Source organism: Hydrogenophaga sp. (genome assembly GCF_019635465.1).
Classification (GTDB): domain Bacteria; phylum Pseudomonadota; class Gammaproteobacteria; order Burkholderiales; family Burkholderiaceae_C; genus Hydrogenophaga.
The window spans coordinates 62,156-84,217 of record NZ_JAHBZK010000021.1; the positions used below are offsets into that span (position 1 = coordinate 62,156).

21 protein-coding genes are annotated in these 22,062 nt (G+C 65.0%); 17 read left to right on the forward strand and 4 right to left on the reverse strand.

From position 1 onward, the window contains the following. Positions 1-10: 10 nt before the first annotated feature. From KF871_RS17360 to KF871_RS17430, 15 genes are all read left to right on the forward strand, one after another. Positions 11-694, forward strand: a complete 684-nt coding sequence (locus KF871_RS17360; protein WP_291145452.1) for an acylneuraminate cytidylyltransferase family protein — start codon at positions 11-13, stop codon at positions 692-694. Next, positions 694-1,815: an acyltransferase gene (locus KF871_RS17365; RefSeq protein ID WP_291145454.1), complete on the forward strand. Its 1,122-nt coding sequence runs from the start codon at positions 694-696 to the stop codon at positions 1,813-1,815. The genes KF871_RS17360 and KF871_RS17365 overlap by 1 nt, the downstream gene beginning before the upstream one ends. Beyond that, on the forward strand, positions 1,812-3,581 hold the full coding sequence (locus tag KF871_RS17370; RefSeq protein ID WP_291145457.1) for an ABC transporter ATP-binding protein: 1,770 nt from the start codon (positions 1,812-1,814) through the stop codon (positions 3,579-3,581). Before KF871_RS17365 ends, KF871_RS17370 begins: the two co-directional genes overlap by 4 nt. Then, positions 3,578-4,258: an FkbM family methyltransferase gene (locus KF871_RS17375; protein WP_291145460.1), complete on the forward strand. Its 681-nt coding sequence runs from the start codon at positions 3,578-3,580 to the stop codon at positions 4,256-4,258. The genes KF871_RS17370 and KF871_RS17375 overlap by 4 nt, the downstream gene beginning before the upstream one ends. Before the next feature lie 62 nt (positions 4,259-4,320). Then, on the forward strand, positions 4,321-5,265 hold the full coding sequence (locus tag KF871_RS17380) for a class I SAM-dependent methyltransferase (RefSeq protein WP_291145463.1): 945 nt from the start codon (positions 4,321-4,323) through the stop codon (positions 5,263-5,265). Further along, entirely contained in the window at positions 5,262-6,107 is an 846-nt protein-coding gene (locus KF871_RS17385) for a glycosyltransferase family 2 protein (RefSeq protein WP_291145465.1), read from the forward strand. Before KF871_RS17380 ends, KF871_RS17385 begins: the two co-directional genes overlap by 4 nt. Continuing rightward, positions 6,104-7,234, forward strand: a complete 1,131-nt coding sequence (locus KF871_RS17390; protein WP_291145468.1) for a glycosyltransferase — start codon at positions 6,104-6,106, stop codon at positions 7,232-7,234. The genes KF871_RS17385 and KF871_RS17390 overlap by 4 nt, the downstream gene beginning before the upstream one ends. Next, positions 7,231-8,040, forward strand: a complete 810-nt coding sequence (locus KF871_RS17395) for a class I SAM-dependent methyltransferase (RefSeq protein ID WP_291145471.1) — start codon at positions 7,231-7,233, stop codon at positions 8,038-8,040. The genes KF871_RS17390 and KF871_RS17395 overlap by 4 nt, the downstream gene beginning before the upstream one ends. Then, entirely contained in the window at positions 8,037-9,011 is a 975-nt protein-coding gene (locus KF871_RS17400; RefSeq protein ID WP_291145474.1) for a hypothetical protein, read from the forward strand. Before KF871_RS17395 ends, KF871_RS17400 begins: the two co-directional genes overlap by 4 nt. A gap of 68 nt (positions 9,012-9,079) precedes the next feature. Continuing rightward, positions 9,080-9,964, forward strand: a complete 885-nt coding sequence (locus KF871_RS17405; protein WP_291145477.1) for a class I SAM-dependent methyltransferase — start codon at positions 9,080-9,082, stop codon at positions 9,962-9,964. Positions 9,965-9,999: 35 nt separating this feature from the next. Further along, the gene (locus tag KF871_RS17410) at positions 10,000-10,749 is read left to right on the forward strand and encodes a glycosyltransferase family 2 protein (protein WP_291145480.1); all 750 of its coding nucleotides are present in this window, start codon (positions 10,000-10,002) and stop codon (positions 10,747-10,749) included. Further along, complete coding sequence (locus KF871_RS17415; protein ID WP_291145483.1) at positions 10,746-11,696, forward strand: SDR family oxidoreductase; 951 nt, start codon at positions 10,746-10,748, stop codon at positions 11,694-11,696. The genes KF871_RS17410 and KF871_RS17415 overlap by 4 nt, the downstream gene beginning before the upstream one ends. Further along, entirely contained in the window at positions 11,693-12,253 is a 561-nt protein-coding gene (locus KF871_RS17420; protein ID WP_291145486.1) for a sugar transferase, read from the forward strand. The genes KF871_RS17415 and KF871_RS17420 overlap by 4 nt, the downstream gene beginning before the upstream one ends. 31 nt (positions 12,254-12,284) lie before the next feature. After that, the gene (locus tag KF871_RS17425) at positions 12,285-12,866 is read left to right on the forward strand and encodes an acetyltransferase (RefSeq protein ID WP_291145489.1); all 582 of its coding nucleotides are present in this window, start codon (positions 12,285-12,287) and stop codon (positions 12,864-12,866) included. Next, positions 12,863-14,854, forward strand: coding sequence for a nucleoside-diphosphate sugar epimerase/dehydratase (locus KF871_RS17430; protein ID WP_291145492.1), 1,992 nt, complete (start codon positions 12,863-12,865; stop codon positions 14,852-14,854). The genes KF871_RS17425 and KF871_RS17430 overlap by 4 nt, the downstream gene beginning before the upstream one ends. Positions 14,855-15,062: 208 nt before the next feature. Here KF871_RS17430 and KF871_RS17435 read toward each other — a convergent pair whose 3' ends face one another. After that, a complete protein-coding gene (locus KF871_RS17435; protein ID WP_291145495.1) occupies positions 15,063-16,307 on the reverse strand; it encodes an ATP-binding protein in 1,245 nt (414 codons plus the stop codon). Positions 16,308-16,319: 12 nt separating this feature from the next. Next, positions 16,320-17,039, reverse strand: a complete 720-nt coding sequence (locus KF871_RS17440; RefSeq protein ID WP_291145498.1) for a response regulator transcription factor — start codon at positions 17,037-17,039, stop codon at positions 16,320-16,322. A gap of 95 nt (positions 17,040-17,134) precedes the next feature. Between KF871_RS17440 and KF871_RS17445 the strand changes: the two genes are divergently transcribed. Further along, positions 17,135-18,625, forward strand: coding sequence for a class I adenylate-forming enzyme family protein (locus KF871_RS17445; RefSeq protein WP_291145501.1), 1,491 nt, complete (start codon positions 17,135-17,137; stop codon positions 18,623-18,625). On the opposite strand, the gene KF871_RS17450 is transcribed toward KF871_RS17445, so the two are convergent. Next, positions 18,585-19,982, reverse strand: a complete 1,398-nt coding sequence (locus KF871_RS17450) for an MFS transporter (protein WP_291145504.1) — start codon at positions 19,980-19,982, stop codon at positions 18,585-18,587. The two genes, KF871_RS17445 and KF871_RS17450, sit on opposite strands and share 41 nt — an antisense overlap. A 51-nt stretch (positions 19,983-20,033) precedes the next feature. Here KF871_RS17450 and KF871_RS17455 point away from each other — a divergent pair, with 51 nt between their 5' ends. Continuing rightward, a complete protein-coding gene (locus tag KF871_RS17455; protein ID WP_291145541.1) occupies positions 20,034-20,906 on the forward strand; it encodes a M48 family metallopeptidase in 873 nt (290 codons plus the stop codon). Between the two features lie 15 nt (positions 20,907-20,921). Here the strand turns inward: KF871_RS17455 and rffA are convergent, their stop codons facing one another. Next, positions 20,922-22,058, reverse strand: a complete 1,137-nt coding sequence (rffA, locus tag KF871_RS17460; protein ID WP_291145507.1) for a dTDP-4-amino-4,6-dideoxygalactose transaminase — start codon at positions 22,056-22,058, stop codon at positions 20,922-20,924. Positions 22,059-22,062: the final 4 nt, after the last annotated feature.

A 22,062-nucleotide genomic window follows, 5' to 3' on the forward strand; every position in this document is an offset into this window, starting at 1 on the left:
TCTGGCGATCGTGACCGCGCGCGCTGGCAGCAAGCGGCTGCCGGACAAGAACATCCGACCGCTTTGTGGGCATCCCCTGTTCGTGTGGTCGGTGAAGGCGGCGCTTGCCGCAGCTTCGGTCAGCCGCATCATCGTGTCCACCGATTCGCCTTACTACCGCGAGATCGCCCTGAAGGCGGGTGCGGACTGCCCCTGGCTGCGACCGCCCGAGCTGGCGACCGATACCACCTCGAGCGCCGACGTGGTCGCTGACATGCTGGACCGCCTGGGTGATGAACTTGCGCGGTACCGTGGCCTGGTGCTGCTGCAACCCACTTCGCCGTTGCGCGTAGCAGCGGACATTGAGGCGGCAATCGGACTGTACGAAGCCCGGCAGGCGCCTGCCGTCGTCACTGTGAGCGAAGCGGAGTGCCCGCCTGCCTGGATGGGCCAGCTGCCCGCGGATGGCTGCATGGATCATTTTGTGCAGCCGCAGTTTCGCGGCATTCGCAGCCAGGATCTTGGGCTGTGGTATCGCCTCAACGGTGCTGTGTACGTGATTGGCATCGATACCTTCCAGCGCGAACACGGGTTCATGCCAACAGGAACGCTGGGCTACGTCATGCCACGAGAGCGCTCAGTTGACGTGGACACAGCCTTCGATTTCCAGGTGGCCAATGCGTTGATGAGCGCGCGGGCGCACCGAGACACCTGATGAGTGGCAGTCACATCGATCGGCTCTCGGGGGTTCGTGGCCTGGCCGCACTCGTGGTGCTCCTGGCGCACCTCGCGCAGATTCACCTGCTGCGATTCGAGGGACTGGGTACGCCTCTGCATCGGGTGTCGTCCGTAGCGAGCGAATACGCCGTAATTGTCTTCTTCGTCCTGTCCGGATACCTCATCACCCATACGCTGGAAGCGAACATCCGCCGCAATGGATCCGTGGACATGGGTGAATACCTGACCGCTCGCATAGCGCGCCTGTACCCTCCGTTTCTACTGGCCGTCGGGGTGTCGATCGCCGTCTATGGCAGCCTCGACACCCTGGCGCTACCGGGTCGAGGCGGAGCCATGTCCCTGCCCGGCGACCTGTACGCCGCGCGAGAGATTGTTCATCTGCACGGAAGCGAGGTACTGAACGCGCTATTCATGATACGAGGCATGCTTGAGATCAACGGGCCTTTGTGGAGCCTGTATATCGAGGCGAAACTGTACTTGGTGTTCGCCTGCGCATTGGCGCTGATGACCGGTCACCGGCGGCGATTGGCACTCGTGGCCACGCTCGCAGTGGTCCTGTGGAGTGGATTCAGGCACAACCCGGGGTTTGCGCTCTACGCTGCAATCTGGCTCTGCGGCTCCCTTGGCTACTACCTCTGGAATGAGGAAGGACGCGCGTTGCATCGTCGCAGGGCGCAGCTTTGCGGCCTCGCGGTGGTCGGACTGGCGATGGTGGCCGCCCGCGACACGTTGGTCGCGAATGCCCCGCTGTATGAGCCCGCTGTCCAGTTGGCAGCGTCGGTCGGAATCGCGTGGATGCTGTTCCATGTCAAGCTCCCCTGGCCACGGATGCAAGGACTGGCCGGTTGTTCATACAGTCTTTACGTGACGCATTTCCCCCTCCTGCTGCTAGTGCAGGCAATGGTGGTATCTGTGGACTCGCGTACACCGTTTGGCGCTCTGTCGGCCGTCCTCGTGAGTTTTGCCCTGGCGGGAACTGTCGCCTGGCTGGGCGGTGTGCTCGAGCGGCGCAAGAGCGCCATTCAGGCCGGGCTGCTCAAGGCCCTGACCACGATGTCGCGCGGCCTCGGACTGGACAGCCAGGGGAGGACTCCGTGAGCGCGCCTGCTTCACGCATGCAGCGGGCACGCGCCTTGGTGGGCTTTTTCGTTGCCCTGCTAGGAAGCGTCGGTGTCCTTCGCGTGTTCTTGTCCGGACTGGCCGTGTCCGCGCTCGAACTAGGTGGTCTTGCACTGCTTTTCCCGTTTCTCAAGCTGGTGACGGACCCCGCGTTTCACCAGAGCCTCCTGCAGTGGGCAGGAGACGCTCCCATGGCCTACATGTTGCGTGACCATCGCGAGTCGGTCTTGGTTGCAGGCCTTGCGCTGATGCTGCTGTTCGTGATCCGGGGCTGGGCCACGGCTGCTTTGGTGCGTTACCAGGCGACTGTAGGGGCTCGCATCAACCGGGAGAGCAGTGGTGAACTCATCAATACCGCCCTGAGTTCACGGTATCAGCTGTTCCTCAAACACAGCCCCGTTCAGATTGCAGGCATTTCCTACTCAAACACGACGCATGCGGCGCTGCTGTTCCAGTCCATGGCCACCGCACTAAATGAAGCCCTTCTGCTCGCGGTCGTCTTGATCGGCCTGCTGGTGACCAACCCTGCGGTGTTCGTTTCCCTCGTAGCCCTTGCGGTGGCACTCGGTCTGGGCGTGTTTCGGCCCCTGTCGCGGCGGGTCGCCAGGATCGGGCGCCAGACGCAAGACATCGATCTCGCCCGCCATCGCTTTGTCTTTGCCATGGCCAACGCGATTCGTGACATCAAGATCATGGGCATCGAGATTCCGTTCTCCCGCCGCAACCAGTCGTTGGTGGACCAGCATGCCAGCCTGGCCGCGGACTACCAGACCATCGCCACGGTCCAGCGGGTCGCGGTCGAGGTGGTTCTCTTTTGCAGCGTCGTCGCAGCGGCCATCTGGTTCGCATGGCTCGATGCCGACATCAACCATTCCGCACCCATCATCGGCACACTCGGCCTGGTGGCGGTCCGGGTGGCCCCGGCGCTCTCGCGCCTCGCGGCGGCTGTCAACGGCATGCGCTACTCGCTGCCCTTTGTGGAGCGTCTGCTGGACACCCGGGTCACTCTGCGCGAGTTCCCGCATCAGCGGACTGCGCAGGCCGCTGACTTCCCGGGTCCTTATCGTGCCGAGGGCATTGGCTTCAACTACGGCGATCGGCAGGTGCTACAGGACGCCACGATCAGTATCGGCCAGGGCGAAGTGGTGGCAGTGGTCGGACCCTCGGGGGCCGGGAAGTCGACTCTGCTGGATCTGCTTGCCGGGCTCATGCCTCCTGACTCGGGCCGGTTCTTCCTGGGCAGGACGGCATTTTCGCCCTTCACCAGCCTTCATTTTCCAGCCCGACTGGGTTACGTGCCTCAGACCATCGCGACCTTCGACGGCTCGATCGCCTTCAATATCGCACTTGAACCGGCACCGGATGCGGAGCGTCTGCAGCGTGCGATCACTCGCGCGCGACTGGAGACCTTTGTCAACGAACTGCCCCAGGGCCTGCAAACCTGGATCGGAGAAGGGGGGCGCAAGCTCTCCGGCGGACAAAAGCAACGGCTGGGAATCGCCCGGGCTTTGTATCGGGACCCCGCCTTCCTGATTCTCGATGAAGTCACGAGTGCACTCGATGACGCCACGGCCCAGGAGGTGATGGGTGAACTGATGGCGATGCGGGGAACGGTTTCCATGTTGTTCGTCACCCACCATCTCGGGCAGATCCCAGCCGATCGCGTCTATCGGCTGGACAATGGACAGCTTTCACGCGTCGCCACTACCGGAGGCGACCTGGTCACGGACACGCCACCCACATGAACCTGATGTCCATATTGACCCGACTTGGTCTGTGCGATCCTGACCTGACTCCGCAGAAAAGCTACGGACAGGACGGTGAGGATCTGATCCTCGATCGTCTGCTCGAGCGACTGACCACTGGCTTCTACGTGGACGTGGGCGCGCACCACCCCGCGCGCTTCTCCAACACCTATTTGTTCTACCGGCGCGGCTGGCGCGGCATCAATATCGATGCCCAGCCGGGTTCGATGAAGCCATTCGACCGCCTGCGCCCGCGCGATATCAATATCGAGTGTGGCGTGGCGGGCTCCCCCGGTCGCCTGACCTACCACCGATTCGATGAGCCGGCGCTCAACACCTTCGACGCAACTGAAGCGCAGCGAAAGAATCGCGCGCCGTACCACCTGATAGAAACAATCGAAGTGGAGGTCCAGCGGCTAGACGCCTTGCTGGATGAGTACCTGCCGCCTGGGCAGGCAATCGATTTTCTTTCAGTGGATGTCGAGGGTCTGGACCACGATGTGCTGGCGTCGAATGATTGGACCCGCTACCGCCCGCGTTTCGTATTGGCCGAGACCCTGCGCACCGACATGCTTCAACTGGCGGATTGTCCTATAGCGGAATTGATGCGCAATGTGGGCTACACGCCGGTCAGCAAGGCCTACAACACCACGTTCTTTGCGCGGGAGGCACAGTGATGGATGACACGACGACGTGTTCCATGCCATGCCCCGTGTGTGAAGGAAGGACATTCCAATCCGTGGCCCACGTGTACGACGACCGATATGGAGAGCCCAATCGGTACCGGCTCGCACGGTGTACGCAATGTGGCCACCTTGCCACCGCACCGCGGCTGGACGAATCTGTCCTGCCGGTGCTGTATGGCACCTACTACCCGCGAAAGGGCACGAGCCCAGAGCAGGTGTCGCGCTCAGCCGCGAGCGCGACAGCGCCTTTCGCGCGTCTGCGGCGATGGTGGCAGGGCGTGAACAACCAGGGCCAGTATCTGGTGCAACCGGGTGAGGTGATGCTGGACATCGGTTGCGGCAGCGGCATTTCGCTGCTCGAAGCCCAGGCATTGGGCGCGCAGGCATTCGGCATCGAAGCGGACCCCAACGTGCGACCGATTGCGCTCGCGCTCGGCCTGAACATTCACTTCGGTAGCCTACATGACGATCCTTTCCCTGGCCAGCGCTTCGACCTTGTGGTGCTCAACCAGGTGATCGAGCATCTGCCCGAGCCTGACCACGCCCTAAGGCACTTGCGTGATCGCCTCACGCACAGCGGGCGTATCGTGTTGGTTTTCCCCAATGTTGGGTCGGTCTGGCGTCGCATTGCCGGGCTGCGCTGGATCAACTGGCACATTCCCTATCACCTGCATCACTTCGACCGAGCGGGCTTCGCCCGGATGGCTGATCGTTGTGGGTACCGAGTCCACTCGACGCGCACCATTACGCCGAATCTCTGGACCCTGCTGCAGGCACGTGCCTCTCGAATACCGGCCCAGCCCGGCGTACCTCATCCGCTGTGGGCCACACGTCCGGCGGCCGCCGATGAGGGCAAGGAGGCACGCCGCTCCGCCGGCATCAAAACCGCTTTGCGTTTGCTGGTCTTGCTGCCCATCGCAATACTCAATCGCACCCTGGATGCCGTCGGTCAGGGGGACAGCCTGATGGTGGTGCTCCATCCCAAGGGGATCAGATGACCGTGCATGTCGTGATCCCGGTGTTCAACCGGCTGGCCATGACACGCGCTCTGGTAGAGTGCCTGCGCCGGCAACAGGTGGACCAACCACTGCACTTGTTGGTTGTCAACGATGGGTCTAGCGACGGCACTGCCGCATGGCTGGCTATGCAAGCAGGCATCACCGTGCTTGACGGCGACGGCACACTCTTCTGGGGCGGCGCTATCGATCTGGCCTTGAAGCACCTGATGAGTCAAGTGTCGGCCAGCGATTGGGTGCTGTTCATGAACAACGACACCCATGTTGCGGACGATTTCGTGCAGACGCTTCTGAACGTCGCGCGGGCCCATGCCCCAGCCGCCGTAGGCAGCGTCATTCGGGATGAAGCTCGTCCAGAGCGCTTGCTTTCGATCGGCGCTCGCGTTGACGCTTGGCGCATCCGGACAGTGGATCTGCTGGACGTTCGCGAACCCGGGCGCCCATGGCCCGAGGCCGTCGAGGTGGATGCGCTGTCTGGTCGGGGCGTGCTGTTTCCTTTGGAGAGCCTCAAAGCTGCCGGAGGCATGCGCCCGCGCGCACTGCCTCACTATCTGGCCGACTACGAACTGTCGCTGCGAGTACGGGCGCGCGGTTGGCGACTGCTGGTGGCCTCGGCTGCCGCCGTGCTGTCCGCGCCCGAATACGGCAATATGCGGCGGGCCGCCACGTGGCGCGAGCGCCTCTGGTCAATCCGCTCACCCTGGTATCTGCCTGCGCTCGCAACGTTCTGGTGGGAAGCCAGCAACTGGCCGCAACGCCTCACAATTCCCCTGCGGCTCCCTCTCTTCGCGCTGTTCCCGCGCCTACGCCGGCCCGCTCCATGAAGATCCTGATTGTCGACACCTACTACGCGGCCTTTCTGGCCCGCCTTTACGCCGATCAGCCAGTGCTTTCGAGCCAGTCGTCAGACCTTCAGCGCCGCGCCTTGCTTGACGCCTGCTTCGGAACGTCAGATTTCTACAGCCGTCACCTGAACGAGTTGGGCTGCGATGCGCAGGACCTGATCGTCAACTGCGTCCCCTTGCAGCAGGCGTGGGCCGCGGAGAACAAGGTACCGCTGTCGAAACTGGCACTGAAAGTACCGCACCGCGTGTTCCGCCTGCCGTTGGTAGGCAAGTTCCTGTCCAGTCTGCCCGGCCTGCTGGAAGTCGCCATTGCCCAGGTCAAGGCGTTCCGGCCTGACGTGCTTTATTGCCAGGACCTGTCCTTCTTCCCGGGCGAAGTCCTGCGAGAACTTCGTTCGCACGTACGCCTCGTGGTTGGCCAGATCGCCTGTCCTCTGCCACCCGAATCCTTCCTCAAGGGCTACGACCTGATCCTCACCTCGTTCCCGCATTTCGTGCCGCGGCTGAAGACGTTGGGTGTCAAATCCGAATACTTCCGCATCGGCTTCGACGAGCGCGTTCTGCCGTTGCTGGGCAATGTCGAGCGCGACGTGGGCTTCAGTTTTGTGGGAGGCATCAGCCGTCACCACGGCGGCGCGATCCCCCTGATGGAACACCTGGCGCGTCACACCGACATCCGCTTTTTCGGCTATGGCGCGGACAGTCTGCCAGCGACATCGCCCATCCGCGCGCGACACGGCGGCGAGGTTTGGGGCCTGGACATGTACCGCGCTCTCGCGCGCAGCCGCATCACCTTGAACCGTCACATCAATGTGGCGGAGAACAATGCCAACAACATGCGGCTGTACGAGGCCACGGGCACCGGTGCCTTGCTGCTGACCGACCGCAAGGACAACCTGGGCGAGCTGTTCGACGTGGGGCGCGAGGTCGTGGCCTATTCGAGCGCAGAAGAGGCCGTAGAACTGGTCAGGCATTTCGAAGCACACCCGGAAGAAGCGCGCGGCATCGCGGATGCCGGCCAGGCCCGCACACTCAAGGAGCACACCTACGCAAGGCGCATGGAAGAACTGGTTCCGATCCTCAAGCGACATCTGAGCTATACATGAAGGCTGTGCTGCGCTCATTTCTCAATCGCGCGCCACGCTTAAAGCGTTTGCTGCGGACAGTCCGTGACGCAGTGCTGCCGGGCCGATCGGTGTCGACCCACTATGTCGCGCTTCAGGGCGAAGAGGCCACCGTTGAAGGCCAGCGCCTGCGGAACGCGTGGCAAGACGACAGCATGCCGGCCAAGCAACGGGCACTGGTGGATGTTCAACTGGAGCAGTACCGGCGCGGCGATCCCATTGATGTCTTTGATGTCTTCGTTCGCTCGTTGCAGGAACTGCCCGACCTCAAACCCGACATGTCGCTGCTTGAGGTGGGCTGCTCCAGCGGCTTCTATGCTGAAGTCGTAAACATCGCCAAGCTACCCCTTCTCTATGAAGGTTGCGACTACGCCGAACCCTTCATCGAACTGGCGCGCCTCCGTCATCCGGACAATGTGTTTTCGGTAGCTGACGCCACCGCCTTGCACCATGCCGACGCCTCCTTCGACATTGTGGTGTCCGGCTGCTGCCTGTTGCACATTCCTGACTACGACAAGGCTGTGGCAGAGACGGCACGCGTGGCAAGGCACTACACCGTCTTTCATCGCACTCCGGTCGTGTGGGGAGAGCCCGAGCGCTGGTACCGCAAGGAAGCCTACGGTATCCCGACGGTCGAGATTCACTTCAATGAACCCGAGTTTCTGGCCCTTCTCGCGCGAAACGGACTGCACTTGTTGGCAACCTACACGCTGAACGAACAGCGTTCGGGGGACGGATCACGCGGCAGCGCGGTCAGAACCTATGTCTGCAGGAAGACAACACCTTGAAAGCACACCATTTCTGCACGCTGTTTGACGGCGGCTATCTCGTCAAAGGCGTGGCCATGCTGGAGAGCCTGGCCAGGTATTGTCCCGGTGCCCACGTGCATGTGCTGTGCATGGATGTACGGACGCACGACATCCTATCTCGCCTGGGCCTGTCCTTCGTTTCTCTGATCCACCTTCACGAGATCGAAACCGCGGCCCTGCTTGAAGCAAAGAAGGATCGAGGCGTTGCAGAGTACTGCTGGACCCTTTCGCCCTGCCTCCCCCACTTTGTTCTTGAGAACAACCTGGACATCGACTTCATCACCTACGTCGATGCCGATCTGCTGTTCTACTCACCAGTAAAACCACTGTTCGACGAAATCGGAAACTCATCCATCGCTATCATCGAACACCGCTTCAGCGATCGCCTGAAGGATCGAGAGGTCAACGGCCGCTTCTGCGTGGAGTGGGTAAGCTTTCGCCGCGACGAGCAAGGCATGAGTTGCCTGGCTCGTTGGCGCGATCAGTGCATCGAGTGGTGCTACTACCGGCTCGAGGAAGGGCGCATGGGGGACCAGAAGTACCTTGACGAGTGGCCCGCCCGCTACAGTGCTTGCCACATTCTCATGCATGCTGGTGCAGGCATCGCACCCTGGAACTACTCGCGCTACCAGTTTGGGTGGGATGGAGACGGACAAATCACTGTGGACGGTGCGCCGCTGATCTTCTACCACTTTCATCAGTTCCAGATGTTGAGCAACGGCGGCTTCGATCGCCTGTCCGAGTTCTATACGCGCGAATGCAGCGAGCCTCAAAGCGTCTATAGCGCCTATGAAGCGACACTGGAGGCAACACTCGCACGCGTTCGCAAGATTGACCCAGGGTTTTCCGCCGGACTCAAACCCGCCTCGAAAGTCGCCAGCCGGCGCTGGGCGCAAAAGTATTTGCCTCGGAGGGTCAAAGACCTTCTGCACCGCCTTCTTCGGTACTGAGATTCGGACTCGCCCTGGCCCCATCCGGCATGTGCCGACCACGCAGCCAAATTCGAGGCAACACCGCAATGATGAAGATGCTGAGCAATCTTTCAGGCAAAACAAAGCTTCGCCTGAAGTCACTGATCTCGGCCGTCGGCTTGATGCCCATCGCTCGGGTCATCTATCGCCGCCAGTACGGCATGAGCCACTATGCAGACAAGATCGCCTTCATCAAACGATGGGCCTGGCTGGATACCGAGGACTCCAACTTCTACTACCGACTCACCGAGATGAACCGGGACCAGCTGGCGCAGACCGTGGCAACGGTCACCGGAGTCACACCGACGCAGGTGCTTGGCTACTTCGCGGAACTCGAAGGTGATGACCGGCTGCGGGAACACATCAAGAGCGGAATCTCCTCTGCCCGCTACGGTCGCGACATTAGGGTGGAGTTCGGGCGCCGCCTCGGTTGGTATGCATTCATCAGGGTGTTGAAGCCGCGCGTCGTGATTGAAACGGGCGTTGACCATGGCGTTGGGGCCTGCGTCATCACCAGTGCACTGATGATGAATGCCAGCGAAGGCAAGGAGGGCAGGTACTACGGCACTGAGCTCAGACCGGATGCCGGCAAACTCCTCAGCGGCGACTATGCCCGCTTCGGCCAGGTGCTGTACGGCGACTCCATCGAAACGCTGCAGAAGTTCGACCAACCGATCGACATCTTCATCAACGACAGCGACCACAGCGCCGACTATGAGTACCGCGAGTACCAGGTGATATTGGACAAACTTGCTCCAGAAAGCCTAATCCTCGGCGACAACAGCCACGCCACCGACAAGCTGTCGCGCTTTTCGGCCGAGCAGCAGCGCAGCTTCCTGTTCTTCGCCGAGAAGCCACTTGACCACTGGTACCCCGGTGCCGGCATCGGCATCTCTTTTCGTCGAGGGGTTGCCTCACAGGTGGCGTGCTGAATCCGGGTCTGCCTGAAACCGGTCCGTAATTGGTCATGCGAATCTCCGTCATCACGGTCTGCTTCAACAGCGCCGCCACCATTGATCGCGCACTGCAGTCGGTTGCCGCACAGGATTGGCCAGAAGTCGAGCACATCGTCATTGATGGTGCATCCCGGGATGACACGATGGCGGTGATTGAACGTTACCGACAGCATCTGGCCGTGGTGGTCAGCGAGCCCGACAAAGGCATCTACGACGCCATGAACAAGGGGCTCGCGAGAGCCACCGGTGAAATCGTTTGCTTTCTTAACGCAGATGACGCTTACGTCGCACCTGATGTGCTCTCGCAGGTGGCACACGAAATGTCGACTCATAGGCTGGACGCCTTGTTCGCGGACGTGGCGTTCTTCCTACCCGAGGCACCCGAGCGGATTGTGCGCCGCTACCGCTCCGACCGATTTCACCCCGACCGTCTGGCCTGGGGCTGGATGCCCGCTCATCCAGCCTTGTTCATGAGGCGCAGCATTTACAACCAGTTGGGTGGATTTCGCACGCACTTCCGCATCGCTGGCGATTTCGATTTCGTTGCTCGCGCCTTCGGCCCGGGGCAGCTGCGGTACCGACACTTGCCCAAGGTACTCGTGCGCATGCAGGCGGGTGGTGTCAGCAATGCCGGGTTACGCAGCAAGTGGCGTTTAAATCAAGAGGTGCTGCGTTCCTGTCGCGAGAACGGCATACGCACGAACATCTTCAAGATACTGTCCAAGTACCCGGCCAAGCTGATGGAGCTGGTTCACCCATGAAGGTCCTGGTTACGGGTGGTTCGGGGATGGTGGGCAGCGCCCTCGCCTCTGCCTTAACCTCTCGCCAGACGCTCACCGTGGTGTCAGCATCACGGCGTAGCGGAAGGGTTCGCAACACTCATACGGCACCCATGGCCGAACTGGCCTGTCGCGCAGATCACGGCGCTCTGCTTTCTGGCATTGACACCCTGTACCACCTCGCAGCGCGCGTCCACATCATGGACGACCCCGCCGCCGACCCCCTGACCGCCTTTCGCGAGGTCAACACCGCCGGCACGCTCAACCTAGCCCACCAGGCCGCTGCAGCAGGCGTGCGCCGCTTCGTCTTCGTCAGCAGCATCAAGGTCAACGGCGAGGCAACCGAACCGGGCCACCCATTTCACCACGACGACCCGCCCGCCCCACAGGACCCCTATGGCATCTCCAAGCGCGAAGGCGAGGACGGCTTGCGCGAGATTGCTGCGGCCACCGGCATGGAGGTCGTGATCGTGCGCCCACCCCTGGTTTACGGGCCCGGCGTCAAGGCCAACTTCGCCGCCATGATGCGCGCCGTGCAGCGAGGCCTGCCCCTGCCGCTAGGTGCCGTCACGCACAATCGCCGCAGCCTTGTGGCGCTGGACAACCTCGTGGACCTGCTGATCACCTGCATCGATCACCCCGCCGCCGCCAACCAGACTTTTCTGGTCAGCGATGGCGAAGACCTGTCCACCGCCGGATTGCTGCGCCGGCTGGGTCAGGCCATGGGCAAACCGGCGCGGCTGCTACCGGCTCCGCCGTCGCTGCTGCAACTGGGGGCCACGATGGTGGGCAAGCGCGATATGGCTCAGCGTCTGCTGGGCAACCTGCAGGTCGACATCGACCACACCCGGCAGACCCTGGACTGGACACCCCCAATCTCTGTCGACGAAGGCCTGCGCCGCGCCGCCGCCGGGCTGACTGCCAGATGAAGCGCCTGTTCGACCTCGCGCTGGCGTTGCCCGCCGCGTTGTTTCTGCTGCTTCCCATCACCGCCATCGCGCTCACCGTTCGCCTCACGTCGCCCGGCCCCGCCCTGTACTGGAGCGACCGGGTCGGTCGCCACAACCGCATCTTCCGCATGCCCAAGTTCCGCAGCATGCGCATCGACACGCCGGCGGTGGCCACGCATCTGCTCACCGATCCAGCCCGCTGGCTCACACCGATCGGCCCCTTCCTGCGCAAATCCAGCCTCGATGAGCTGCCCCAGCTCTGGAGCATTCTCAAGGGCGACATGAGCTTCGTCGGCCCGCGCCCGGCGCTGTTCAATCAGGACGACCTGATCGCCCTGCGCACAGAGGCGGGCGTGCACGCGCTGGTGCCCGGGCTCACCGGCTGGGCGCAGGTCAATGGACGCGATGAGTTGCCGATTCCGCAAAAAGTGGCACTGGATGCGGAATACTTGCGTCGCCGCAGCCTGGCCTTCGACCTTCGGATCCTCTGGCTGACGGCGGTCAAGGTGTTGCAGCGCGACGGCGTTCGGCACTGACCGGCCACACACAATCAGGAGACCCTTACGCATGGACCAGCCACTTCCGCTGGTGATCGTTGGCGCCGGCGGCCATGGCCGCAGCGTACTGGAGCTGGTTCGCCAGTTGGGCGCCTACATACCTGCCGGTTTCCTGGATGACACCCTCGAACCCGGCACCGAGATCATGGGCATGCCGGTGTTGGGCAGCACGGCGGTGCTGGCCGATCTGCCCGCCAAAGGCATTGCCGACATTCACGTGGCGATTGGCCACAACTCCACGCGCCAAGCCCTGCTCACGCGCGCCGGATCGGCTGGCCTGCGTTGCGCAACGCTGGTCCACCCGCGCGCCTTTATAGCCCCCAGCGCCACCGTCGGCAGCGGCTGCGCAGTGATGGCCATGGCATCGGTCGGTACCGAAGCCGTATTGGCCGACGGGGCCATCGTCAACATGGGCGCCGTGGTGGATCACCATGCGCGCGTCGGGCCGTGCGGTCACCTTGGCGCCAACGCCACGATGGCCGGCGGCACGTCGATCGGCGCCCGCGCATGGATGCAGGCCGGCAGCGCTATCGGCTACCACGTCCATTTGCCGGACGACGCCATGCTGGCACCTGGCGAGGGTCGCGCATGAACCCCAAACAATCCCCCACCGACACCGCAGACGACGACGCCCTGTCGAGCGCCTTGCTCGGCATGCCGCGGCTGGCCAAGCGCGCGCTGGCAGTGACCGTCGACGTTGCGCTTTGCGTGCTGGCGGTCTGGATTGCGCTGTACCTGCGGCTCGAGGTGTGGTTGCGGCTGGAGCCGCCCTACCTCTGGGCGGTGATCGGCTCGGTGCTCATTGCCATCCCGCTGTTCATTCGCTTCGGCCTCTACCGTGCGATCTTCCGCCATGCGGGCTGGAACGCCACGCTCAGCCTGGGCCAGGCGATGGCGTTGTACGGGCTGTTCTACGCCACGGTGTTCACCGTCATCAGCATCCCGGGGGTCCCGCGCTCGGTCGGCATCATCCAGCCGCTGCTGCTGTTCGTGTTCGTGGCAGGGAGTCGGCTGTTCGTGCGCCTGTGGCTCGGTGGTCTTTACCGCAACCTCCTGGCGCGTGGCCGCTTGCCCGGCGTGCTGATCTATGGCGCCGGCAACGCGGGGCGGCAGTTGGCGGCCGCGCTGGCCCGCAGCCCGGAGCACCGCCTGCTGGGCTTCATCGACGACGATTCGAAACTGCAGGGCAACAGCCTCGACGGGCGCAACGTCTACGCGCCCGACGCGCTGGATGCCCTCGTCCAGCAGATCGGCGCCACCGACGTCTTGCTGGCCCTTCCCTCGGCCTCGACACAACGTCGACGCACCATCATCGAGTCACTGCGCCACCTGCCGCTGCACGTGCGCACCCTGCCTGGTGTATCGGATCTGGCCTCGGGTCGCGTCGATCTGAACGACCTGCGTGAACTGGACATTGAAGACCTGCTGGGGCGAGACCCCGTGGCGCCCGACCCGGCCTTGCTCGCGCGTTTGATCGCCGATCGCGTGGTGGCCGTCACCGGCGCCGGTGGCAGCATCGGCAGCGAACTGTGCCGCCAGATCGTGGCCCAGCACCCCCGTACGCTGCTGCTGATCGAACAAAGCGAATACGCGCTCTACGCGATTCACCAGGAATTGCAGCGCCGCCTCCAGGACGACGCCATCGAACTGGTGCCATTGCTGGCGTCGGTGCAGGATGCCAGTCGCATGGCTCAGATCCTCGGCGCCTGGCGGCCCTACACCGTCTATCACGCAGCCGCCTACAAGCATGTGCCCCTGGTGGAGCACAACGCCGTACAAGGCCTGCGCAACAACGTGTGGGGCACATGGACAACGGCCCGCGCCGCACTGGAGGCCGGTGTGCGCCACTTCGTGCTCATCAGCACCGACAAGGCCGTGCGCCCCACCAACATCATGGGCGCCAGCAAGCGCCTGGCCGAGTTGGTGCTGCAGGCCATGGCCGAGCAGTTCGGCGATCGCCTCACCTTCAGCATGGTGCGTTTTGGCAATGTGCTCGGCTCCAGTGGCTCGGTGGTGCCGCTGTTTCGCGAGCAGATCGCCGCGGGCGGGCCCATCACCGTCACCCACCCCGACATCACACGATTCTTCATGACCATCCCCGAGGCTGCGCAACTGGTGCTCCAGGCGGGCGCCATGGCCCAGGGAGGCGATGTGTTCGTGCTCGACATGGGGGAGCCGGTGCGCATCATGGATCTGGCCGAACGCATGATCGAGCTCTCGGGCCTGCAGGTGAAGCGTGCCGATCAAACCTGGGGCGACATTGAAATCCACGTCACCGGTCTGCGCCCGGGCGAGAAGCTCTACGAAGAGCTACTGATCGGCGACAACCCCCTGCCGACCGAGCACGCGCGCATCCTGCGTGCGCAGGAAGCGCTGCTTCCGATGTCTGAACTCGGCGCGGGGCTGGCCACCCTTGAGCGCGCCATGCAGGCCCAGGACGTGACCGCCATCCGGCGCCAGCTGCAGCACATGGTCCATGGTTACCAGCCGCTGGGCGAGGTGGTGGACTGGCTGCACAGTGGCCCCAGTCCCGAGCTCGCTGCAGTCGATGCAGCAGGCAACGCTTCGGCCCCTCACTGACAAAAAAAAGCCACCTTGCGGTGGCTTTCTCAAGTCCTTGGAAGGACGTCGTTGGGAGACCTGTTCGTTTGTTCTGGAGCAGCGTTGGGTGCATTTTTGGTGCGCCAGCGCCGCAATGGCCCGTCGTGACAGCGACTGGGCGGCATTGTGCGGGGCAGCATAGAACCGCGCCATCCCCCAAATAGGGGATAAACGCGATCCACGGCCGTCAAACAGGCAGACCAACCACGAAGCGCGCGCCACCACCGACCCTGTCTTCGCAGCGAACCCAGCCGTCGTGCCGCTCGACGATGGTTCGCACCAACGCCAGCCCCAATCCGACGCCGCCTTCGCGTTCACTGGCGCCGGGCAGGCGAAAGAAGGGCTCGAAAATGCGCTCGCGCAGATCCGCTGGCACGCCCGGGCCGTGGTCTTCGACCGCCAGCACAACCAGGCGCCCGTCGGGACTGCGCCCAAGGCTCAGGCTCACCTCAGCGTTGGCGGCGCCCACCGCGCGGCCATAACGGCGCGCGTTCTCCAGCAGATTGCGCACCACGCGCCGCAGCAACCTGGCGTGGCCTTGAACCACCAGATCGTGCGCACCCTCGGGCACGTCGAGCTGGGCTTCGGATCGTGCACATTCCTCGGCCGCCAAACCCAGCAGATCTACCTCCTCGGTCGGCCCGAAGGCGGCCGGATCGGCCCCGTCTCGCAGGTCGAGCCGGCTGGCCAGCAGGATTTCGTCAATCAGCTGGTCAAGCTCGTCGATGCTGCGGGAGATTTCGGCCCGCTGGGCGCGGTGTGCCGGGTCATCGCCCACCAGGGCGAGCCCCATGCGGATGCGCGCCAGCGGCGATCGCAGCTCGTGCGAGGCATTGGCCAACAGCCGCTTGTGGGCCTGCACCAGGGTCTGCACGCGTTCGGCCGCCACGTTGAAGCGCTCGGCGAGAAAGGCCACCTCGTCTTGCCCGCTGACCGGCATGCGGGCGCTGAGGTCGCCTGCGCCCCAGCGCTCAACGCCCTTTTGCAGCGTCTCCAGCCGCTTGGTCAGTCGCCGCACGATCGGGTAGGCGCCAAACGCCACCGCCAACGCCACCAGGCCCAGCAACCAGGCAAAACCAGCAGGCGTGAGCAGCCATGCCGGCGCCCGGCTGCCCGGGCCGGGTGGTCCACCGGGCTGGCGGTTCGGACGCGGCAGCGTGACATAGAGCCTCTCGCCGTCGTTCATCACGACCTCGAACCGCCAGCCCCCACCCGGTATGCGCTCGGCCCGCGCGGGCGCGTCGCCCAGAACGTCCCCCGCCGCGTTTTCAACCACGATGGTGCGCGTGACCCTGGCTTCGCGCTCGGCGCGGTCGCGTTCCAGCGCCTGCTGCCATAACCACCCGACCACCAGCGTCAGCACGGTGACCGCCGCCACCACCGCCAGCCAGATGCGAAGGTACAGGCGTTGCCCAAAGACCGACAGGCTCATGCGCGTGGACCCTCAGTCCTGCTGCTTGGCAAACACATAGCCCACCCCGCGCACGGTCAGGATGCGCTTGGGGTTCTTGCTGTCGACCTCGATGGCGCCACGGATGCGGCCGATGTGCACGTCGATCGAACGATCGAAGGCTTCCAGCTCACGCCCCCGCACGGCTTCCATGATCTGGTCGCGCGTGAGCACGCGGCCCGCGCGCTCGGCCAGTGCCACGAGCAGATCGAATTGGTACGAGGTGAGCTCGCACAGCGCGTCATTGACCGCCACGGTACGTGCGTCGCGGTCGATCTCCAGCGTGCCGAATCGCATCACCGGCGTCGACCGGGTCGCGCCCGCCGAACCGCCCTCTGCCCGCCGGCGCAGCACCGCCCGCACCCTCGCCAGCAGCTCGCGCGGCTCGAAGGGTTTGGGGAGGTAGTCGTCGGCACCGAGCTCGAGACCAATGATGCGGTCCATCGGATCGCCTTTGGCGGTCAGCATGAGCACCGGCACCCGCGCCTGTTCGCCCGACATGGCACGGATGCGCCGGCAAACCTCCAGACCGTCGATGCCGGGCATCATCAGGTCCAGAATCACGAGTTCGGGTTGAACCAGCGGCAGCTGGGCCAGCCCTTGCTCGCCATCGGCGGCGTGGGTCACGTCAAAGCCCGACTGGCCCAGGTACTCCTTGACCATCTGGGCAAGGCGCGCGTCGTCTTCGATCATCAACAAGCGGGAGGTCGTCATGCGGTTCAGTGTAGCGACGGGGACACGTTCGTCGAGCATGCTGACCAGTGGCCGTTTCCCCGGATTGAGGGCCACGTAAAGTAAGGTAAATGCCGTTGGAAGCCGCAAACACCCTGGGCGCCCTGCTCTCGCAGCGCGCCACCACCCACGCCATCCACACCGCCCTGCAATGGGACGGCGCGGATGCGCGCTGGCAGCGCCTGGACTACGCGACCTTCGCCGAGCGGGTACATGCGCTGGCGCGCGCCCTGCCGGTTGAACGCGGCTTGCGCGTCGCCTGGCTGGGGTTCAACCACCCGGCACAGCTGGCCCTGCTGTTCGCGCTGGCATTGCGCGGCGCGGTGCTGGTGCCACTCAACCACCGCCTTTCGCCGGCCGAGTGGGCCACCATCCTCGACGATTGCGCGCCGGTTTGCCTGCTGCACGACGACGCCTTTGCCGAGCCGGCGCGCGCCCTGGCCGCCGCCGAGGGGCTGCAGGCCATCGACGTGGCCACCTTCGATCTTTCGCCGGTTGAGCCGGTGCCCGACCAGGGGCGCGCCAGCGACCCGGTGTTGCTCGTCTACACCTCGGGCACCACGGGCGATCCCAAGGGCGCCGTCCATACACACGCCAACCTGCTGGCCAACATGGCCATCGCCAGCGAGGTGCAGCAAATGAGCGACCGCGACACCGTGCTCACGGTGTTGCCCCTGTTTCACGTCGGCGGCCTGTGCATCCAGACCTTGCCGGCGCTGTCGGTGGGCGCGCGCGTGCTGTTGCAGCGCCGCTTCGACCCCGGCACCGTGCTCGACGCCCTGGCGCACGAGCGCCCGACGCTCACCCTGCAGGTGCCCGCCACGCTGCAGGCGCTCATCCAGCACCCGCATTGGTCGGCCGTCGATCTGAGTTGCCTGCGCGCCATCTGGGCCGGCTCCAGCCTGCTGCCGGCCGAGCTGCTTCGCGCCTGCCACGCGCGGGGCGTGCCGGTGTGCAACGTGTATGGCGCCACCGAGACAGGGCCGTTCTCCATCGCGCTGGGGCCCGATCGGGCCGTCGAGCTGGCGGGCTCCTGCGGGTGGCCGGCCCCCGGCGTCGAGGTCAAGCTGGTGGACCTGCAGGGCGATGCCGTGGCCCGGGGGCGGGTGGGCGAAATCTGCGTGCGCGGCCCCAACGTGGTGAGCCTGTACTGGCCCGATGTTGACGCCGTCGATACCGAGGGTTTCTTCCACAGCGGCGACCTGGCGCGTCAGGAAGCCCAGGGCAACTACGTCGTGGTCGGCCGCTCCAAGGACATGATCATCTCGGGCGGCGAGAACATCTACCCGGCCGAGATCGAACACCTGCTGGCCGAGCACCCCTGGGTGGCCGAGTGCGCCGTGGTCGGCCGCCCCGATGAGCGCTGGGGCGAGGTCTGCGTGGCGGTGGTGGTGCTGCGCGATGCTGCGCCGGACGACTGGTCAGCAGGCGTCGAGGCCTCACTGAACGGGCGCCTGGCACGCTACAAGTGGCCGCGCCACTGGCACCGGGTGGACGCGCTGCCGCGCACCGCGCTGGGCAAGGTCGTCAAGCCTGCGATCCGGGCCTGGCTGGTGAGTCAGCGCTGACCTCGGCACTGACCTTGGCACTGACCTTGGCGCTGGCCGGCAGCGGCGTCCAGCGCGTGGCCAGCCACACCAGCAGCAGCACCGGCGCACCCAGGGCCGCCGTGCCCAGAAAGAATGGCACATAGCCGTACGCGTCCACGAACGCGCCCGAATAGCCGGCCACCCACTTGGGCGCCAGCAGCATCATCGAGCTGAACAGCGCGTACTGGGTGGCCGAGTAACGCACGTTGGTCAGGCTCGACAGGTAGGCAATGAAGGCGGCCGAGGCCACACCGGCGCTCAGGTTGTCGGCCGAGATCACGAACACCAGCGCGGTCAGGTTGGCGCCCTGGCTGGCCAGCCACGCAAACAACAGGTTGCTCGCAGCCGACAGCACCGCGCCCAGCATCAGCACGCGCATGACCCCCAGCCGCATGGCCAGCGCGCCGCCAACGAATGCGCCCAGCAGCGTCATGATCACGCCGAACACCTTGCTCACCGCGGCCACCTGGTCCTTGGTGAAACCCATGTCGACATAGAACGGGTTGGCCATGATGCCCATCACCACATCGCTGATGCGGTAGACGCCGATCAACGCCAGGATGAGCAGCGCCTGGCGCCCGTGGCGGCGCAGGAAGTCCGCAAACGGGTCGATCAAGGCGCCGCGCAACCACTCCGAGGGGTTGCGTGCCGGAGGCAGCTCAAGCCGCGCCGGCTCGCGCGAGAACAGCACGGTGAGCACGCCCACCGCCATGCTGGCCGCCATCACCAGGTAGGCGGTGCGCCAGGCCACCTGCTGGTAACCGGTGGCGCCCAGCAGCTCGCTGCGCGCGGCAATCCACAACACACCGGCGCCGGCCCAGATCATGGCCAGGCGGTAACCGGTCTGGTAGGTTGCGGCCAGGGCGCCCTGGCGCTGCACGTCGGCAGACTCGATGCGAAAGGCGTCCAGCGCGATGTCCTGCGTGGCCGAGGCAAACGCCACCGCCAGCGCGCACCACACCACCACCTCCAGGCCTGCACGGGGGTCGGCCAATGCCATGCCCACCAGGCCGCCCGCGATGCCCAGCTGCGACGCCAGCAGCCAGCTGCGCCGGCGCCCGAGCGCGCGGGTGAGCCCGGGGATCGGCAGGCGATCGACCAATGGCGCCCAGCACCACTTGAAGCCGTAGGCCAGCCCCACCCAGCTCAGGTAGCCGATGGTGGTGCGGTCGATGCCGGCCTCGCGCAGGCGAAAACTCAGGGTGCCCAGCACCAGCACCAACGGCAGGCCGGCCGAAAAGCCCAGCGCAAACATGCGCAGACTGGCGGGTTCGAGGTAGACGCGCAGCGTCTGGGCCCAGGTGGGGCGGGGAGCGGGATTTTCGGTGGACGGCATGAGCTGATGAGCCGTCACGCACGGGTGAGCAGCATTGCCTATTATTCGCGCATGTGCCTGCTCTGCGATCTGAAGTCCCACCCCGTCGCCGACACCGCGGTGCGCGAACGGCCCGCCCACGTCTGGAACGCCCGTCGCGGCTTTCTGCTCGCCGCAGGCGCCGCTGCAGCCGAACCGGCCCTGGCCCAGGTGGAGGTGGGCAAGTCCTCGGCGCTGCGCAACCTGGTGTCGGCCGACCAGCTGGAAGGTGCCGCCGACAAGCAGTACGCCCAGATGCTGGCCGAAGCCAAGGCCAAGGGCGAACTCGCACCCAGTGGCGATGGCCAGTTGCAGCGCCTGCGCACCATCGCACGGCGGCTGATTCCGCACACCGCACCCTGGAACTCACGCGCCTCGCGCTGGCAGTGGGAAGTCAACCTGATCCGCAGCGAGCAGATCAACGCCTTCTGCATGCCCGGCGGCAAGATCGCCTTCTACACCGGCATCCTCGAGAAGCTCAAGCTCACCGACGACGAGGCCGCGATGATCATGGGCCACGAAATGGCCCACGCGCTGCGCGAACACGCACGCGAGCGCGTCGCCAAAACCAGCGCCACCGGCATGGGCCTGTCCCTGGCCGCCCAACTGCTGGGCCTGGGCCAGCTGGGTGACGTGGCCGCCAACCTCGGCACCCAGTTGCTGAGCCTCAAGTACAGCCGCGATGACGAGACCGAGGCCGACCTCGTCGGCCTGGAGCTGGCCGCGCGCGCCGCCTACCTGCCGCGCGCCAGCGTCACGCTGTGGCAGAAGATGGCCGCGGCCGGCGGTGGCGCGGGCGGGCCGGGCTTTTTGTCCACCCACCCCAGCGGCCCCAACCGCATCCGCGAGCTGGAGGCCAACCTGCCGAAGGTGCAGGGCTTGTACGAACAGGCACGGCGCGGCTGACGACGCGCCTGCGGCTCAGGCGCGCAGCGCTTGCGCCAGAACGCTCACCACGTGGTCCTGTTGCGCCGTGGTGAGGCCGATCCACAACGGCAGGCGCACCAGTTGCTGTGACAGCGCCACCGTGTTCGGCAGCTCGCCCACGGCCCGGCCGAAGCGCTGACCCGCCGGCGCCGTGTGCAGCGGCACGTAATGAAACACCGCGTTGACCTGCGCGTCCTTGAGGCGCTGCAGCACCGCCGCACGATCGACGTCCGGCGCCAGCAGCACGTAGTACATGTGGGCGTTGTGCTCGCAGCCGTCGGGGATCACCGGGCGGCGCAATCGCCCGGCACGTTCCAGCGGCTCGAGCAACCCGTGGTAGTGCTGCCAGCTGGCCAGGCGCAGGTCGGTGATCTGGCGCGCCTCCTGCAACTGCGCCGCCAGAAAGGCGGCGATGATTTCGCCCGGCAGGAAGGACGAGCCGACGTCCTGCCAGGTGTACTTGTCGACCTGGCCGCGGAAGAAGCGGCTGCGGTCGGTGCCCTTCTCGCGCAGGATCTCGGCGCGCTGCACCAGGTCGTCGCGGTTGACCAGCAACGCACCGCCCTCGCCCGAGATCACGTTCTTGGTTTCGTGAAAGCTGTAGGCACCGAGCTCGCCGATGGCACCCAGCGCGCGGCCCTTGTAGCGGGCCATCACACCCTGGGCGGCGTCCTCGATCACCAGCAGGCCGTGGCGTTTGGCGATATCGAGGATGGTGTCCATCTCGCAGGCCACGCCGGCGTAGTGCACCGGCACGATGGCGCGCGTGCGCGGCGTGATGGCCGCTTCGATCAGCGTCTCGTCGATGTTGAGCGTGTCGGCGCGGATGTCCACGAACACCGGGACCGCGCCGCGCAGCACGAAGGCGTTGGCGGTGGAGACGAAGGTGAACGAGGGCATGATGACCTCGTCGCCTTCCTGCACATCGGCCAGCAGCGCAGCCATGTCGAGCGCCGCGGTGCATGAGTGCGTGAGCAGCGCCTTGCGCGTGCCGGTGTGCTGCTCCAGCCATTCGTGGCAACGGCGCGTCATGGGGCCGTCGCCAGCCAGCACACCGCGCAGATGCGCCTCGGCGATGTTGGAGAGCTCGCGCCCCGTCATGTAGGGGCGGTTGAAGGGGATGTGTTCCATGGCG

What these genes read in the sequence shown, in the direction of transcription:
- KF871_RS17405 (WP_291145477.1), top strand. Translation starts at nt 9,080, where the DNA reads ATGATGAAGATGCTGAGCAATCTTTCAGGCAAAACAAAGCTTCGCCTG.
- KF871_RS17365 (WP_291145454.1), top strand. Translation starts at nt 694, where the DNA reads ATGAGTGGCAGTCACATCGATCGGCTCTCGGGGGTTCGTGGCCTGGCC.
- KF871_RS17395 (WP_291145471.1), top strand. Translation starts at nt 7,231, where the DNA reads ATGAAGGCTGTGCTGCGCTCATTTCTCAATCGCGCGCCACGCTTAAAG.
- KF871_RS17420 (WP_291145486.1), top strand. Translation starts at nt 11,693, where the DNA reads ATGAAGCGCCTGTTCGACCTCGCGCTGGCGTTGCCCGCCGCGTTGTTT.
- KF871_RS17430 (WP_291145492.1), top strand. Translation starts at nt 12,863, where the DNA reads ATGAACCCCAAACAATCCCCCACCGACACCGCAGACGACGACGCCCTG.
- KF871_RS17440 (WP_291145498.1), bottom strand. Translation starts at nt 17,039, where the DNA reads ATGACGACCTCCCGCTTGTTGATGATCGAAGACGACGCGCGCCTTGCC.
- KF871_RS17450 (WP_291145504.1), bottom strand. Translation starts at nt 19,982, where the DNA reads ATGCCGTCCACCGAAAATCCCGCTCCCCGCCCCACCTGGGCCCAGACG.
- KF871_RS17435 (WP_291145495.1), bottom strand. Translation starts at nt 16,307, where the DNA reads ATGAGCCTGTCGGTCTTTGGGCAACGCCTGTACCTTCGCATCTGGCTG.
- KF871_RS17375 (WP_291145460.1), top strand. Translation starts at nt 3,578, where the DNA reads ATGAACCTGATGTCCATATTGACCCGACTTGGTCTGTGCGATCCTGAC.
- KF871_RS17425 (WP_291145489.1), top strand. Translation starts at nt 12,285, where the DNA reads ATGGACCAGCCACTTCCGCTGGTGATCGTTGGCGCCGGCGGCCATGGC.
- KF871_RS17415 (WP_291145483.1), top strand. Translation starts at nt 10,746, where the DNA reads ATGAAGGTCCTGGTTACGGGTGGTTCGGGGATGGTGGGCAGCGCCCTC.
- KF871_RS17390 (WP_291145468.1), top strand. Translation starts at nt 6,104, where the DNA reads ATGAAGATCCTGATTGTCGACACCTACTACGCGGCCTTTCTGGCCCGC.
- rffA (WP_291145507.1), bottom strand. Translation starts at nt 22,058, where the DNA reads ATGGAACACATCCCCTTCAACCGCCCCTACATGACGGGGCGCGAGCTC.
- KF871_RS17385 (WP_291145465.1), top strand. Translation starts at nt 5,262, where the DNA reads ATGACCGTGCATGTCGTGATCCCGGTGTTCAACCGGCTGGCCATGACA.
- KF871_RS17410 (WP_291145480.1), top strand. Translation starts at nt 10,000, where the DNA reads ATGCGAATCTCCGTCATCACGGTCTGCTTCAACAGCGCCGCCACCATT.
- KF871_RS17455 (WP_291145541.1), top strand. Translation starts at nt 20,034, where the DNA reads ATGTGCCTGCTCTGCGATCTGAAGTCCCACCCCGTCGCCGACACCGCG.